Raw genomic sequence first — 14,624 nt, 5'->3', positions numbered from 1 at the left:
CTTATGTCAATTCCCATTTATACAAAGATATTAAAAGACTATTTTAAATTTATTAACAAGGAATCCAATGGTCTCCAGCCCATTTATTCAATGTTAGATTCCATAATCTTCTATACAATGTTCCATTTATATATTTGTATTTCCAGACTAGCTTATCTTTGCATGGCATAGTAACATAATTATTTGTAGTGACTTCAGTTTCGTTTGCCAAAACAGGTGTTATTAAATTCGTTGATGCGATCAACATTAACATAATCATTATTTTTTTCATAAATTACTTACTCCTCTATAATCGGAACATCCTTAAAACATTCAATGTTTGGATTTGATATTTCGACACGTATTTTGCCAAATACTAATTCATATGTTCCATCTTTATGTTTAATAATATATCCCTTATCTATATCTGATTGATCATATACTTCCTTACTGTTTGGAGAATCAAATTCAGACTCCAAAATAATGCTGTTTGTAAGTAATGGAAGAGCTAATACGACAATCATTAGAATTTTGCTCGTTTTTTTTTCGATACATTCCATCCATTAAGTAATTTATACGATATTCTAATACATGTGCATTATCTTGAATCATAAAATGTGTAGATTGTCCCTTAAGCTCATTTTTACTTTGAATGTTTCTTTGGATTTCTATAAGCGTATGCATATATTTCATTATTTCCTCTTTAGAAAATGGATTCGTTGTTTGGTTGTCCACACGCATTTCTAAAAATAAATCAATCTTGTCTCTTAATCTATATACTGGAATAAACCACCAATACATGATAACTAATAGATTGATAATCTGTTTCGTGTATATATCATGATTTTTAATGTGCCATGTTTCATGAAGTAATATATTTTTTAAATTTTCTTGTGAAAGGTATACGTCTGGTATCAATATAGTTTTATTAAAGCCCATGACCATAGGGGAAGAAACATAGTTCGTTCTTAACACCACATAATTTTCTTCCTGATAGTTATTGATAAAATCACTTATATGATAATGTTCTGAATGATTTTCAATACGTTTGTACATGTCTTTGGTAATTTGGATTGTGCGAATCCATTTAATCAGATTCCATATAATACCTAATACCCAAACCAATAATAAGAATTGATATACTTGCACATTTGCATAAATTTTATATTGTAACAGCACAATGATTGGATTCATGATCGTGGGCACTATAATGGTTTTAGTAAATTTGAATTCAAGTGGTACAAACATTCTTAATACGACAACAACGATTAGTACTGTTATAAAATCTGTCCGAAATAATTTATAACTTCTTTTATATGAAAGTAAAATGTCTAACAGAAGAATCAACAAAAAACTGATACACAAAGTAATGAAAAGAGATGATGCAGAAAATCGCATTATTTTAACTCTTTCTCTTTTTCTTGAATCAAATTCTTTAATTGTTCAATCATCTCTAAATCATCTGTGTGCTCAACAAAATAAGCTGAAATTTTTGCTCGTGTATCTTCGCCAATAAATGAATTCACATATTCTGCTTCGGATATAACTGGTTTATATAATCTAGTGATTGCCTTCTTGTTTTGCCCAATTCCTGAAACCTTGATATATTTGATTTCCAATAATTTTTGTAGCGTTTGCTGAATTGTATTGATACTCAAATCTTTGGAAGCTAATTTAATATCATTTGCAGACATTGCAACATCATGCTTCCATAAGATATCCATGATTTCATTTTCTTTCTTAGTAAATTGAATGTATTTCATGTAAGTTCCTCCATTTAATTTCTTTATGTATATATCTTCTCTTAAATTATATGATTAAATGTTTATTTTTTCAATTTGAATATGATTAATTATAACGAATATGAAAAAAAATAAACGATATAAATATATGTATTGTATTTTTATGGGTTTTATATTATATTTGAATTAGAGATAGCGCTATCCTTGAAAAAGGAGAACAAATGTATGAAAAGAGTAATTTGTTTTTTTACTGCCATGTTACTGTGCATGCATGTTATTCCAATATATGCAGAAGAAGGTGTTTCTGATACAATTGAATGTTCTAGTCACGAAAAGGAAGTCATTACAGAGGTGATAAATCAAGATTCATATTATATAGAGCATTCTTACTTATACGACATTAATCCAAAAATGAAAAAATTATTAGAGACAGATTATGGAGAAGTTTTTACAATCGTATACTCTCAAAAGGATTCAAATCAACATAAGTATGGATATTTGCTATATATTTTGAGTAGCGATTACAGAATAATTGAATGTATTAAAAGTACATATAATGAAGGTGCATTTGATGTTGAATCGGAAATGACTGGGAAAAAGGAAACTTTTGTAAATGATGCTGTTTATGCAAGAAGTAGTGATTGTAGAACTTGGACTTGCACTAAGTATGATAATTACCCAGGAAGTTTTAGCGCAGTCTGTGCCGGTTCTATGGGTACTGCTTGTGCAATGGTAGCTACAGTTACAAAACTTGGAGGATTGGTATGTGCTGCTGGGATTGTAGTGGCATGCTATGCTCCACCATATAAAATTTGTAATACAGGAATGTGGAGACCGGTATGCGAGTATTGAAAAAAAGAATACCTAAATTAGTAGCTTTAACAATAATTGTTGCCTTATTACTTGTGTGTTCTGTGAATAATTTTCGTAAAGAGAAATATAATTGGACAATTGTGAGTTATCCAAAAGCAAGTGAACTATGTAAATCTAACACAAATGCATATATAATTTTCAAAAAAAATACTTGCGAATATTGTGATAGATTTTTAAAAAAGTTTAAATCATTAGCTAAAGAAGAAAACATAAATGTGGTAATAGTGGAAACATCTGAAATGTCTAAAAGTGAAAAGAAGGAATGTAAAAGAGTATTCAATACACAGTATGTACCATCTACGTTTAGAATTAAGAAAAATGAAATACAAGATCAACTTATAGGAGATTGTTCTAAAGATGAGATACGAAAATTTATCGAAAAAACTAAATAGATATGCAATACTATTTTTAATAATGGATTTTATTATAATTATGATTGATTTCTTAAGCTGTCACGATGATTTTAAATTTTTGTTTCTCATATTAACAATATTCATTATTAATACTTTATTTTTCGATTTTTGTAAAAAACAAATTGCTTATACCAAAATATCGATATTTTATATTTGGCAATTTAATGATGAAAATGCAATCTTTGGATATATAAAGTTATTGGTCTTGATTTTGATTAGTATTTGTTATTTTGGTTTTTATGATTATAGCGTTGTATCGATGATAATCTTAGCGCTTATTGGTATCTGTGTTATGTTGATTTTGATAAGAAGAATATTAAAATTTAGGAGGAAATTATGACTTTAACAAACAACAATATAATAAAAAGATTTATTTATTCTGTGATTTCAATGATTATGGTAACATGTCTTTGTATAATGCCAACGTTTGCTGCGGGTAGAAAGCTTGTTGGTAAGTCAGCGAGTGGTGCATTTACATGGGCAGGATATAGATTTACTTATTCATTTAATGCCACTGCTGGTTTAAGTTACAATAATTCGAATAATATTACATCTATTTCAGATTTGTCATTTTCTAATATAGTTTGTACACCATCAAGTCCGGCTGTAACTGGATCAATAATCCCTAAACAAACTAGCAAAACGTATTCTGGTAAAACAGCTACATATGTTGTGACATTAACGAGAACAGCATATGGATTTTATACGGATAAAGTGAATTATACATTTACATATCGTACGACAGATGCTGGTAGACCATATTCTTTGGATAAAGATCAGCTGGTTTTGATTGATGTTGTTGAAGGACAACCATATGATATTCAAATTCTTCAATAAAAAACAATTTTGTTATCATGATAATGAACAGAGGTGGTGTAGTATATGACAGACGAGCAGAAAAAGATGATTGAAAAATTGAATAAAGATAATCGTAAATTAAATAATGTGAATAAGGGAATGAAAGAGTACGCTAAATACAAATTAGTCGTAGGGATTATCGTAGTTATTATAATAATCGTTTTATATTTTATACAACTTAGCACTTGATTTACGGATGTACAACAACACAAATATATGATGGATAATAAAAGAGTATCACTTGTTTATGGTGATACTCTTTTGACTATTTATCTCTCGTTTTCATCAACGTAGATACACTCAAAGCCCATGTTCATCTTCTTTGGAAAATAGTCTTTTACTAGATAATATTCAGTATCTCGATTGAATACGATATGATAGTTGACTGGATTTAGGTTTGTTGTACATAGTCTTTGAAGACCAAAGAATAATACACTGGATATGTACTTTCTTTCATTGGCAAACGTACGTGCAATAGTATCTTTGCCGTATTCTTCTTCATCCTTTAACTTACCTTTATAGTAGAACTCCCAAAAGTCAATTTTTAGTTGATCCCAATCTTCCACTACAGTTAATCCGTTACCGGATCTTTTTTTATGCAATATACCCGCATAGTTGGCAGTACGAGTATTTGAAATCTTTGTATCAAGACGAATATCTATATTGGCAATCCACCCTTCACATGTTTTCTTTCCAATATAAAGAAGGGCAGTTTTTGTACATGCGTCTGATAAATCATCATCTTTTAAATTGTCATAGAATACTTCCTGTTTTGATTTGCCTGTGTATTTTGAAAATAAAGCCAACTGTTTAGGATTCATAAGTCTACCATCTTCGTTTACTAGAGTATTCAATGTTTTATAGTTGATTCCTACCTGTTCAGCAAGTTGTTTCATGTTTAAATTTTTTTCTGAACATAAAGAATCTATATAGGATTTTACAGACATAGGACCCCTCCAAATCTATAGATATATTAACATGGTAAAGTACATAAAAAAAGATGTCCGGAAATATACGCATTATACAGTTGCAATTTCCGGATTAAATGGTATGATAAATATGAAAGTTATAAGTCGTATTTATAAATAACTTTCTAGAAAGGGGAAATTCAAAATGGAAAAGTTATATTGGGGACCCACGGATGTGGCAGCCTATGCGAACATCAGCAAATCCAAGGCATATCAATTCATTCAGGTTATGAAGGATGAGTATGAGCTGGATGAACGGCGACTTTTAAAAGGAAAAGTTCCGGTTGTGATCGTGAAGGATTTTTTTGATTTTAAGGTAGAAAAAAAGGCTTAATTTGGCTGGCACCAAATTAAACCGGAGGCATGTAATATACCCCTAAGCACGTATATTATAGCACATTATGCAAAATGTGGCCTCCTTTTTATCTTTTTTTGGAGGCTTTTTGAATGCTTGTTCAGAAAGTCTATTTCGTAATGAGGTAAAAGGAGTTTTTTTTATGGAAAATAATAAGAAGATTAAACCCAATTCCTATTATTCTATTCAATATTGGATGATAAATGAATTGGGGTTAAAAGGATTGGAATTGAGTATTTATGCGATTATCTATGGATTTTCGCGTGATCATTGTGGTGCATTTACAGGCAGTCGTAGTTATTTGGCAGATTTTACAAATTCAACTAAAGCTGGTGTGGATAAAGCTTTAAAAAGTTTAATACAAAAGAATTTGTTAGAGAAGAAAGACTTTGTAAATCATGGCATTAAAAATTGTATTTATGTCGCAAAAGAGGTGGCAAACTTAGTTAGCTACCAGTCAACAGAGTTAGGTGGGGTGGCAAACTCAGTTAGCCAGGGTAGCCAACTGAGTTGTCCTAATAATATAGAAGATAATATAGAAGATAATACACTCTCTTTAGAAGTGAAGCATTTTGGACTTTATGGAAATGTTATTCTGAATGATGAACTGTATGATCGATTGCTTATTGAATCGGAAGAATATGCGGATGAATACATCAATAGACTGGATTCACATATTGAAATGCATCAACTTCACAAACAGTATTCTACATATGCTCCTAATCAGTTCTTTATCAAGATCTTTGACATGTTAAGAAGAGACGGGCATGTGGAGGTGTAGTCTATGTCTGTGAAACGTTTAGGGAATAAGAAATATGAAATTCGAGGTACGGTTACTCTATCTACTGGTAAATATCATCGTTATTCTTTTCGAAAGACTTTTAATTCCATCGATGATGCGCGTGAGTTTGAATTGAAATATAAAGAATCTTTTAATGCAGAAACACACACTTTTGAAAGTCAATCTTATACATTGAAAGAGTTTATTGACGTATATGATCTGGCTAAGGCAAATCAATTAAAGTCAAGTACAAAACAAAGTAATACATATATTTCAAAATACTTTGAATCTTTGTATGATGAAAAGATTCAATCTCTAACATCTGGACAGATCAAACAGATTACGGATGCTGCATTTAAAAAAGGCTTGAGCGAAGAATATGTAAATAAGATGCTGACATATTTGAATAAGATATTTAACTATGGATTAGAAATGGGATATGTACAGTTCAATCCGGTCAAAAGAATTCCCAAATACAAAAGGCCGGACAAGATCATTGATGAAGACGATTTCTATACTCCGGATGAATTTGAGCAGTTCATTCAATGTTTTCCAAGAAACAAAGAAAACGGAGAATACGTCTGTTATGTCATTGTGAATCTTTTGTATTTTATGGGATGTCGATTTGGCGAATGTGTTGCACTAACAATGAATGATATTGATATGGATAAGGGGACAATTCGATTCAATAAGACAGTAGCTAGGTATGTGCAGGGAAGATCGTATCTGGTTACTCCGCCAAAGACAAGGAACAGTATTCGAACGATAACGATGCCCAAACGAATGAAATGCATCATGCAGGAATATTTGGATTGGTACAAAGACTTGTACTGCATCACAAAAGAGACATTTTTGTTTGGAGTGGACAGACCCGTTCTTGCGAAAGTTGTGAAGAAGCGTATGGCAATCGCCTGCGAAAGATCAGGAATTCGCATGATCAAGATTCATGGGTTTAGACGAAGCAATGCATCACTTCTATGTAATGCGAATGCACCTGTATCATTGGTCGCAAAACGCTTGGGTCATACACAAACGGAATGTTTGAAGACTTACGTTAAGTTCTTCAATAATTCCGAGCAGGATCTGATCGACATCATTGATTCTCAATTCGAATGATGTCGCTAAAAGCTCAACGCAGTTGCCCGTCATTGAACTTCATTACCGCCTTTAGTGCGGTAGTGGGGTTCAATAGGGAAGGGCATTACCATCAAGCTGGTAATTATGGCAAGCAAGGCTTGCTCAAAAGAATGTGTGGAAATAATTAATGAACAATAATAAGGGGGATACGTAAATGAATCGATTTAAATTATATTTAAATGATACGAATATTGAACATCAAAAGGAATGTGTAAAAATACTTTTTAAACATTTCAATGGGACTTATCGAAATACATATAATGGCAATTTGGAAGTGATTATTGAAGAAAAAGCATCGACTTCTGGAAGACCTAAGAAAAAACTTCCTGGTGTGGATGTTCTTAGAGCAGAAAAGAAGGAAATGACTTTTGAACAGATGTGTAAAAAATATAATGTTTGTCGTACAACATTATATAAAATATTAAAATCGGGTGATTTGCATGAATGAAGTGTCGGTTACGATTACGGCTGGAGAAGGATGTGAAGAACATAATCATGGCTTGGAGTATCGCTCGAAACTGGAGCATACGCATGATACGGGCAAAGATACAGTGATTGAGCTTGTGCCTTATGAAAAAAGTTATAAGGAACAAATTAATGAATTGATGAAACCGTATATTAAAGAACGTAATGATTATACTCTGAAACGCAAGGCTGCCGCTTGGGATCGATATAATAGTGGTCAAATTAAGACAAAGCCACGTAATCGGGATTATCCATTGATTGGCAATGATTATTATACGCAGCATCTGCATGATCAGATGCGCAACCCTAAAACAAATAAAATGGAACAAATAAAGATGTTTCGTTCTTTAATCATTGGTTTGGGCGATAAGAGTGATCGTGAAAATGGCAAGATAACGAAAGAACAAGCACTTCATATTTTTAATGAATTTCTTGTGAAATTTAAAAAGGATTTTCCATACTTTCATATCTTAGGTGCCACTGTACATTTAGATGAATCTGGATTCTATCATATGCACCTCGATTTTAAACCTATTTATGAACGTGCAGAGGATATGGAATATATTCAGAAGCATGGCGGAGGATTGCGCTGTGGCACAGGGTTAGATGAAACATTAGTACGCATGGGGTATAAACCGGAACAGTCTATAATCAATGAAAGAGATAAAGTTCCGATTTTATTTAATGCGATGCGAAATAAGATGTATAAAAGTATGGAAACCATTATGAATGAGAGCAATTTATATTTGATGTATGGTGCTACAAGTATTAAGGAACCGGAAAAAGATGCGTCAATAAATATGCCGTTAAGTCAGTGGCAGGATACAAAGGATAAGACATTAGAAATGCAGCATAATATGAATATCGCAAAGGAATTTTTGAAACAAGACACTGTGGATGAAAAGAATATTGTGTATGCGTATGAGAGGTTGGAAAATGTATCTTCACAATTAACCGAAATGGAGAATTCACCAAAATCCAGGTTGAATAAGAATAAGATCGTTGTTGAATACCATGTGTTTGATCAGCTTAAAACGTTTATTCAGGAATTGAAGTCTATGATTGGGGCGTTGTTGAAACGTATCAAATTGTTGGGTGATAAAATAGATAATTTGAAAGATGAGAATAAGACGCTAAATAACAAGCTGGATAGTACAAAGAATGAATTGGTTCAGTATAAGAATGACAATAAGTTATTGAAGATTAGACTAGATGATGTGAAAGAACAGAATTCAGTTTTACAGACTAAAGTGAATGATCATAACCATAGTATGTTGACAATGAGTAAGAAGCTGAATAAGTCTGAAACTAGAAATATTGCACTGACTCGATTTGTGAAAGAAACAACGAGAAATCAGATTCACTTAAAAAATGGACAAAGCATTACGGTATATGATGCGATAATGAATAAGCTAAGCCCTGAAGATAAGACAAGGGTTAGGAAAACTATGGATTTAGAGGGAAATAAAAACAATCGAAATCGATGAAAAAAAGCGGATAATTTGCTATCCGTTTTTAATATGCTTTGAAAATTTTTTGCGATTTTTTTGCGAATTTTGTTTAGAAAAACACTTGTTTTATTGGTTTATATAGATATGGAATATAACCATAATGTGAGAATATGCTTTAAATAAGGTATAAAAAAAGCACCTGGCAAATGCTAGGTGCAATCTTTGACAAATGGTGGTCTCAGTCGGAATCGAACCAACGACACAAGGATTTTCAGTCCTTTGCTCTACCAACTGAGCTATGAGACCACATGGTTGCGGGAGAAGGATTTGAACCAACGACCTCCGGGTTATGAGCCCGACGAGCTACCAGACTGCTCTATCCCGCGATGTGAATTAATTAAGATGGCGCAGAAGCTGGGATTCGAACCCAGGCGCCGCTCGCACGACCTACCGGTTTTCAAGACCGGACCCTTCAGCCACTTGGGTACTTCTGCATATGTATAATTGGTGGACCCTGTAGGACTCGAACCTACGACCCGCCGGTTATGAGCCGGATGCTCTGACCAACTGAGCTAAGGGTCCAAGTTAAACTCGTTGGTGGCTGGAGTGAGACTCGAACTCACGACCTTCCGGGTATGAACCGGATGCTCTAGCCAACTAAGCTACCCAGCCGAATTAAATAAAATAATGGTCGGGATGACAGGATTTGAACCTGCGACCCCTTGATCCCAAATCAAGTGCACTACCAAGCTGTGCTACATCCCGATATTTTTAGAAAAAAAATAAATGGCGCGCCCAGCAGGAATCGAACCCACAACCTTTTGATCCGTAGTCAAACGCTCTATCCAGTTGAGCTATGGGCGCATTTATTTCAACTGAGCTCATGTATCTCGCTCAGTGCCCATTAAATATACCATCACTTTTAAATGATTGCAAGCACTTTTTTTAAAAATTTTTAATTTTTTTTAAATTCATGTTTTTAAGGCTATATACGTAGTATAATTACCTATATATAAATAAGAAAAAGGAGATTTAAATCATGAGTAACATTGAATCAGTAAAAGGACACTTGATCGTATCTTGTCAGGCACTTCCAGATGAACCTCTACATTCATCATTTATTATGGGACGTATGGCTAGAGCTGCTAAATGGGGTGGCGCTAAAGGTATTCGTGCCAATACTGTAGAAGATATTAATGAAATTCAAAAAGAAGTAGATTTACCAGTTATTGGAATTATTAAACGAGAATATGGAGACTGCCCAGTATTCATTACACCTACAATGAAAGAAATTGATGAATTGATTGAAGGGGCACATCCAGAAATCGTTGCCTTAGATGCAACTTGTCGTGTTCGTCCAGATGGAAGAACTTTAGATGAATTGTATGCCGATATTCGTGCTAAATATCCAGAACAAAAATTAATGGCAGATTGCTCTACATTAGAAGAGTGTCTACATGCTGCCCAATTAGGTTTTGATTTTGTAGGAACAACATTAGTTGGATATACAGAAGAAAGTAAGGGCGACAAAGTTGAGACAAATGATTTTGAGATCATGCGCAAATATTTAGAACAATCTAACGTACCAATGATTGCCGAAGGAAATATTGATACACCAGAAAAAGCACGCCATGTATTAGAATTAGGATGCTTCAGTGTAGTCGTTGGATCCATCATTACTCGTCCTCAATTAATCACAAAACGATTTGTAGATTGCATTGAGGGATAAGTATGTTAAAGAAGGAACAATTAGAAAAATTATTAGAACGTTGTATGGCTTCTTCCTGTGATTTTGCCGAAATCTTTGAAGAAGAAGGTACAACCGAATCTTTATCCATGTTAAATGGAAAATTAGAAGATACAAACGTATTGATTCGTGCGGGCATTGGTATTCGTCTATATAAAGGTGTGCAATCTGTATATGGATACACAAATGAAACCAATGAAGAATCATTAAATGCCTTAGTGGATGATTTGCGTGGTGGCTTTGGCATAGAAGCTAAATCTGTATCGATTTCTTTGGTTGAAGAAAAACATGAAAATCTTCATCCTATCAAAGAAAATCCTGTCAAAGCTTCTTTAGAATCGAAAGTTGCCTTGATGGTACGTGCAAATGATGCAGCGAAAGCTTATTCAGATAAAATTCAAAAAGTATCTGTAGGGTTGGCAAGTGTATGCCAAAATGTACAGATTTCAAACAGTGAAGGAAGACTCGTACACGATACTCGAATTCGTTGTCGAATGTCTGTATCTTCTTTTGCGCAAGATGGTCAAAACTTACAATCTGGCTATGAAGCACCAGGCGCAAGTAAGGGTCTTGAATTCTTTGAAGAAAAAACACCAGAATCAATTGGAAAAGAAGCAAGTCGAATCGCATTAGTATTATTAGAGGCAAAAGATTGTCCATCTGGAAAGATGCCGGTCATTATTGATAATGGATTTGGTGGTGTTATTTTCCATGAAGCTTGTGGACATGCCCTAGAAGCAAGTTCAGTCAGTAAAAACCAGAGTGTATTCTGTGATAAATTAGGACAAAAAGTCGCAAGTGATAAAGTAACAGCGATTGATGATGGAACAATTCCAAACGCATGGGGCTCACAAAACGTCGATGATGAGGGTAATCCCCAACAAAAACGTGTATTAATTGAGAACGGTATTTTAAAGAGTTATATGGTCGATCGTTTGAATGGTCGAAGAATGGGGCTTGAATCGACTTCAAGTTCGCGTCGTCAGTCTTATAAATTTGAAACAACTTCACGTATGACAAATACATATATTGCCGCTGGAAATGATGATTTTGATGAAATGTTTGAAGGCATCAAGCGAGGACTATACGCAAAGAAAATGGGTGGTGGAAGTGTAAATCCACAAACCGGAGAATTCAACTTTGCCGTATTAGAAGGGTATTTAATTGAAGATGGTAAGATTTCGTATCCAGTAAAAGGTGCGTCTTTAATTGGTAATGGTGCAGATATCCTATTTAATATTGATCGCGTTGGTAAAAACTTAGAGCGCGGACAAGGTATGTGTGGAGCTAGTTCGGGTTCAATTCCTACCGATGTAGGCCAGCCAGCCATTCGTGTTTCACAAATTACAGTAGGAGGTACGGCCAATGAATAAGCAGTTATGGATTGAAAAAGCACTTGGCCTAGGCATCCAAGAATTTGAAATCTATCAATCTACAACAGTAGAAAAAGAAATGACTTGGTTTCAAGGACAAATGGATACTTTAGTATCCAGTAAAGTAACGGGTACGAGTATTCGTGGAATTGTAGATGGAAAAATGGCCAATATGGCTTTGGAAGAAGTAGATGATGATCAATGCGAAATCATTTTAAAGTCTTTGATTGAACAAGCACATATTATTTCAAATGAAGAAACAGATTCATTAAGAAAGCCAGAGCCAATTGAATATGTAAAAAAAGATGTAACTTGGAATATGGCAAGCACAGAATATGTGAAGGATATTCTTCAAAGCTTAGAAACTAAGATTCTAGCCTATGATCCACGTGTCATTCAAGTTGGATATTTAGGATATTCACAAGGAAGTGGAAGTCGCAGTATTGTGAATAGCTTAGGCATGGATGTGCAAGATGCGGATGAAATGCAGTACATTGTTGCCAGTGTTGTTGTGAAAGAAAATGAAGAAATCAAAGATGCGAGTTTAGTTGAAGTTGTATATGACTTTAACCAATATGATTTGGATTCATTTGTATCTCGCGTTTGCGATAAAGCATTAAATAAATTAGGGGCCGCACCAATTCCTAGTTGCACGTGTCCAGTTATCTTTGAAAAGGATGCGATGACATCTTTATTTGCAGCATTTACAGGTTTATTTAATGGAGAATTGATGTATAAGGGAATATCACCTTTAAAAGATAAATTCAACGAACAAATTTTCTCTGAACAAATCACAATTATGGATGATCCAAAGAATACGGATTGTTTAAGTATTGCCAATTTTGATGATGAGGGTTGTCCAACTTCTTCAAAAACTTTGGTGGATCACGGAAAATATGTTATGATGCTTCATGACACAAGAAGTGCCAATCGAATGCATACAAAGAGTACTGGAAATGGCTTTAAATCAGGTTACGCATCTAGTGTAAGTGTACAACCGATGAATTGTTACATTGTACCGGGAAATGATAGTTTTGAGGATTTGTGTACAAAAATCAAAGATGGTTTTGTCGTACAGAATTTAGCGGGACTTCATGCTGGACTTGATTTTGTATCTACAAACTTCTCACTACAATGCTCAGGCTTCTGGGTAAAAGATGGTAAAAGAGATAAGAATGTTACTCTAGTTACCGTTGCCAATAACTTCTTAGATATGATGAAACACGTGATTGGTGTGGGTAACGATTTAGATTGGAGTTATCATCAGGTTGTAAGTCCAAGTATCGCATTTGAAGAGTGCACAATTTCAGGGGAATAATTATGGTAAATGAATTTAAAAATGAAAAACTACAAGAAACATTAATTGTATTTAATAAAGAAAAAACAGATTCAGCATTTAGAAACTTGTTGGATGCGTTTGTATCTACAAATTTTCTAATTCCAGCACAATGGGATAAAGAACCTACTCGCAATGAAAAGGGAGTTTTAGTCTTTGAACCCAATACACAATTTCAATTGTCTTTGATTCAAAATGATAAGGGAGATAGTTTCTTTCCTGTCTTCTCAAGTATGGATCAATTGAAAAAATGGGATCAAGATAGTGAAATCCATTCATTGGTTATGACTTATAATCAATATATGCCTTTTGTGAAAATGGCGTTAAACCAGATTCATGGTATTGTGGTCGATCCATTTGGAGCTAATGTTTTATTAGACTGTAATTTATTAGTGGAATTAGATAAAAGTCGTGGATCTCAAGTGAGTGAAAATCCAATTCATAAAGGTGATAGTTTGAAACTTCGTGATCCTATCGCAAGTGTAACTGAACTTCAAAGAGCTATCTGTGAATTTGGTGACTCTCACCCAGACATTCTTTCTATTTATTTGAAAGAAAGAATCGTCAAAGATCAGCCTAGCCACTGGTTCTTAGTTGTGGATATGATCAATGATGATAAACAGACACTACAGGATCTAGGAAACTTCTGTACGCCTGCAAGTTATGGTAAAGGTTTTGAATTCATGTTTGGAAGTATGGAAATCGCCAAAAGAATTATGGCGGATACAATTCCAACATATGTAAAAGTTACGCAGTAATTAAAGGTGCAATTCAGCACCTTTTTCTTAATCAAGTGAGCAACGTGATGTTCACACTATTAGAAATTAAAAGGATCATTCTATTACCAAAAAATGAATATTTACCAAAAATCGGGAATAGAATAATGACAGAACCCACTAATTGTGTTAAATTATGCTTGTGATAGTTATTACCGAAAATTTAATAATTTTTAAAAAGTGGGAATAGGAGAGAATGTTATGCAACTTATTGTTAGAAAAAAATATTTAGATGAGTTGATTGAATTATATGGTACACCCGATATAAAGGTTATTACTGGAATCCGGCGTAGTGGGAATAATGTAAAGTTGAGAATAATGTAAAGTAAAGCTTATAAACCTTATAAATAAAGGATCTTTGGCTAAATTA

18 protein-coding genes and 7 tRNA genes are annotated in these 14,624 nt (G+C 33.7%); 13 read left to right on the top strand and 12 right to left on the bottom strand.

Translation table 11 applies throughout. From position 1 onward, the window contains the following. Positions 1–52: 52 nt before the first annotated feature. Genes Q0F04_RS09270 through Q0F04_RS09255 form a run of 4 tightly spaced genes read right to left on the bottom strand, consistent with a single transcriptional unit; the run spans position 53 to position 1,742 of the window. Positions 53–271 carry a hypothetical protein gene (locus Q0F04_RS09270; RefSeq protein WP_295752634.1) on the bottom strand — a complete coding sequence of 73 codons (219 nt, stop codon included), beginning with the start codon at positions 269–271 and terminating at the stop codon, positions 53–55. Positions 272–278: 7 nt separating this feature from the next. Further along, a complete protein-coding gene (locus Q0F04_RS09265) occupies positions 279–503 on the bottom strand; it encodes a hypothetical protein (protein ID WP_295752632.1) in 225 nt (74 codons plus the stop codon). Continuing rightward, positions 448–1,377, bottom strand: coding sequence for a M56 family metallopeptidase (locus tag Q0F04_RS09260; protein WP_295752630.1), 930 nt, complete (start codon positions 1,375–1,377; stop codon positions 448–450). The genes Q0F04_RS09265 and Q0F04_RS09260 overlap by 56 nt, the downstream gene beginning before the upstream one ends. Then, positions 1,377–1,742, bottom strand: coding sequence for a BlaI/MecI/CopY family transcriptional regulator (locus Q0F04_RS09255; protein ID WP_295752629.1), 366 nt, complete (start codon positions 1,740–1,742; stop codon positions 1,377–1,379). The genes Q0F04_RS09260 and Q0F04_RS09255 overlap by 1 nt, the downstream gene beginning before the upstream one ends. Positions 1,743–1,946: 204 nt before the next feature. Here Q0F04_RS09255 and Q0F04_RS09250 point away from each other — a divergent pair, with 204 nt between their 5' ends. The 4 genes from Q0F04_RS09250 to Q0F04_RS09235 all read left to right on the top strand — a co-directional run bounded on the left by Q0F04_RS09250 (position 1,947) and on the right by Q0F04_RS09235 (position 4,054). Continuing rightward, entirely contained in the window at positions 1,947–2,573 is a 627-nt protein-coding gene (locus Q0F04_RS09250) for a hypothetical protein (protein ID WP_295752626.1), read from the top strand. Further along, positions 2,561–2,986, top strand: a complete 426-nt coding sequence (locus Q0F04_RS09245) for a thioredoxin fold domain-containing protein (protein WP_295752624.1) — start codon at positions 2,561–2,563, stop codon at positions 2,984–2,986. Before Q0F04_RS09250 ends, Q0F04_RS09245 begins: the two co-directional genes overlap by 13 nt. A gap of 357 nt (positions 2,987–3,343) precedes the next feature. Continuing rightward, entirely contained in the window at positions 3,344–3,844 is a 501-nt protein-coding gene (locus Q0F04_RS09240) for a hypothetical protein (RefSeq protein ID WP_227403028.1), read from the top strand. Between the two features lie 45 nt (positions 3,845–3,889). After that, entirely contained in the window at positions 3,890–4,054 is a 165-nt protein-coding gene (locus Q0F04_RS09235) for a hypothetical protein (protein WP_199670852.1), read from the top strand. A gap of 80 nt (positions 4,055–4,134) precedes the next feature. Here Q0F04_RS09235 and Q0F04_RS09230 read toward each other — a convergent pair whose 3' ends face one another. Next, positions 4,135–4,812: a hypothetical protein gene (locus Q0F04_RS09230; RefSeq protein ID WP_295752618.1), complete on the bottom strand. Its 678-nt coding sequence runs from the start codon at positions 4,810–4,812 to the stop codon at positions 4,135–4,137. Positions 4,813–4,978: 166 nt separating this feature from the next. On the opposite strand from Q0F04_RS09230, the gene Q0F04_RS09225 reads away from it, so the two are divergent. The 5 genes from Q0F04_RS09225 to Q0F04_RS09205 all read left to right on the top strand — a co-directional run bounded on the left by Q0F04_RS09225 (position 4,979) and on the right by Q0F04_RS09205 (position 9,058). Continuing rightward, positions 4,979–5,167 carry a hypothetical protein gene (locus tag Q0F04_RS09225; protein WP_118114976.1) on the top strand — a complete coding sequence of 63 codons (189 nt, stop codon included), beginning with the start codon at positions 4,979–4,981 and terminating at the stop codon, positions 5,165–5,167. Positions 5,168–5,330: 163 nt separating this feature from the next. Continuing rightward, positions 5,331–5,969, top strand: a complete 639-nt coding sequence (locus tag Q0F04_RS09220; protein ID WP_295568638.1) for a hypothetical protein — start codon at positions 5,331–5,333, stop codon at positions 5,967–5,969. A 3-nt stretch (positions 5,970–5,972) separates the two neighbouring features. Beyond that, entirely contained in the window at positions 5,973–7,085 is a 1,113-nt protein-coding gene (locus tag Q0F04_RS09215; protein ID WP_295752617.1) for a site-specific integrase, read from the top strand. Between the two features lie 175 nt (positions 7,086–7,260). Beyond that, a complete protein-coding gene (locus tag Q0F04_RS09210) occupies positions 7,261–7,554 on the top strand; it encodes a hypothetical protein (protein WP_118114973.1) in 294 nt (97 codons plus the stop codon). Further along, positions 7,547–9,058 carry a plasmid recombination protein gene (locus Q0F04_RS09205; protein ID WP_295752615.1) on the top strand — a complete coding sequence of 504 codons (1,512 nt, stop codon included), beginning with the start codon at positions 7,547–7,549 and terminating at the stop codon, positions 9,056–9,058. The genes Q0F04_RS09210 and Q0F04_RS09205 overlap by 8 nt, the downstream gene beginning before the upstream one ends. A gap of 194 nt (positions 9,059–9,252) precedes the next feature. Here the strand turns inward: Q0F04_RS09205 and Q0F04_RS09200 are convergent. From Q0F04_RS09200 to Q0F04_RS09170, 7 genes are all read right to left on the bottom strand, one after another. Beyond that, positions 9,253–9,328: transfer RNA gene (locus Q0F04_RS09200), tRNA-Phe, on the bottom strand. A 3-nt stretch (positions 9,329–9,331) separates the two neighbouring features. Further along, a tRNA-Met gene (locus tag Q0F04_RS09195) sits at positions 9,332–9,408 on the bottom strand. A 17-nt stretch (positions 9,409–9,425) separates the two neighbouring features. Continuing rightward, positions 9,426–9,516, bottom strand: a tRNA-Ser gene (locus tag Q0F04_RS09190). Between the two features lie 11 nt (positions 9,517–9,527). Next, positions 9,528–9,604, bottom strand: a tRNA-Ile gene (locus Q0F04_RS09185). Between the two features lie 13 nt (positions 9,605–9,617). Then, positions 9,618–9,694: transfer RNA gene (locus Q0F04_RS09180), tRNA-Met, on the bottom strand. A 16-nt stretch (positions 9,695–9,710) separates the two neighbouring features. Further along, positions 9,711–9,787: transfer RNA gene (locus tag Q0F04_RS09175), tRNA-Pro, on the bottom strand. 22 nt (positions 9,788–9,809) lie between these two features. Beyond that, a tRNA-Arg gene (locus Q0F04_RS09170) sits at positions 9,810–9,886 on the bottom strand. A 175-nt stretch (positions 9,887–10,061) separates the two neighbouring features. Here Q0F04_RS09170 and Q0F04_RS09165 point away from each other — a divergent pair. From Q0F04_RS09165 to Q0F04_RS09150, 4 genes are read left to right on the top strand one after another with little or no spacing between them, the layout of a single operon-like run. Next, positions 10,062–10,751, top strand: a complete 690-nt coding sequence (locus Q0F04_RS09165) for an N-acetylmannosamine-6-phosphate 2-epimerase (RefSeq protein ID WP_295752613.1) — start codon at positions 10,062–10,064, stop codon at positions 10,749–10,751. A gap of 2 nt (positions 10,752–10,753) precedes the next feature. Further along, entirely contained in the window at positions 10,754–12,142 is a 1,389-nt protein-coding gene (locus Q0F04_RS09160) for a TldD/PmbA family protein (RefSeq protein ID WP_295752611.1), read from the top strand. Then, a complete protein-coding gene (locus Q0F04_RS09155) occupies positions 12,135–13,460 on the top strand; it encodes a metallopeptidase TldD-related protein (RefSeq protein WP_295752609.1) in 1,326 nt (441 codons plus the stop codon). Before Q0F04_RS09160 ends, Q0F04_RS09155 begins: the two co-directional genes overlap by 8 nt. A 2-nt stretch (positions 13,461–13,462) precedes the next feature. Then, positions 13,463–14,236, top strand: coding sequence for an enhanced serine sensitivity protein SseB C-terminal domain-containing protein (locus tag Q0F04_RS09150; RefSeq protein ID WP_295564223.1), 774 nt, complete (start codon positions 13,463–13,465; stop codon positions 14,234–14,236). The last annotated feature ends 388 nt before the right edge of the window (positions 14,237–14,624 follow it).

This window comes from uncultured Holdemanella sp., assembly GCF_934772795.1.
Classification (GTDB): domain Bacteria; phylum Bacillota_I; class Bacilli_A; order Erysipelotrichales; family Erysipelotrichaceae; genus Holdemanella.
This window is presented reverse-complemented; position numbering and strand designations above follow the sequence as displayed.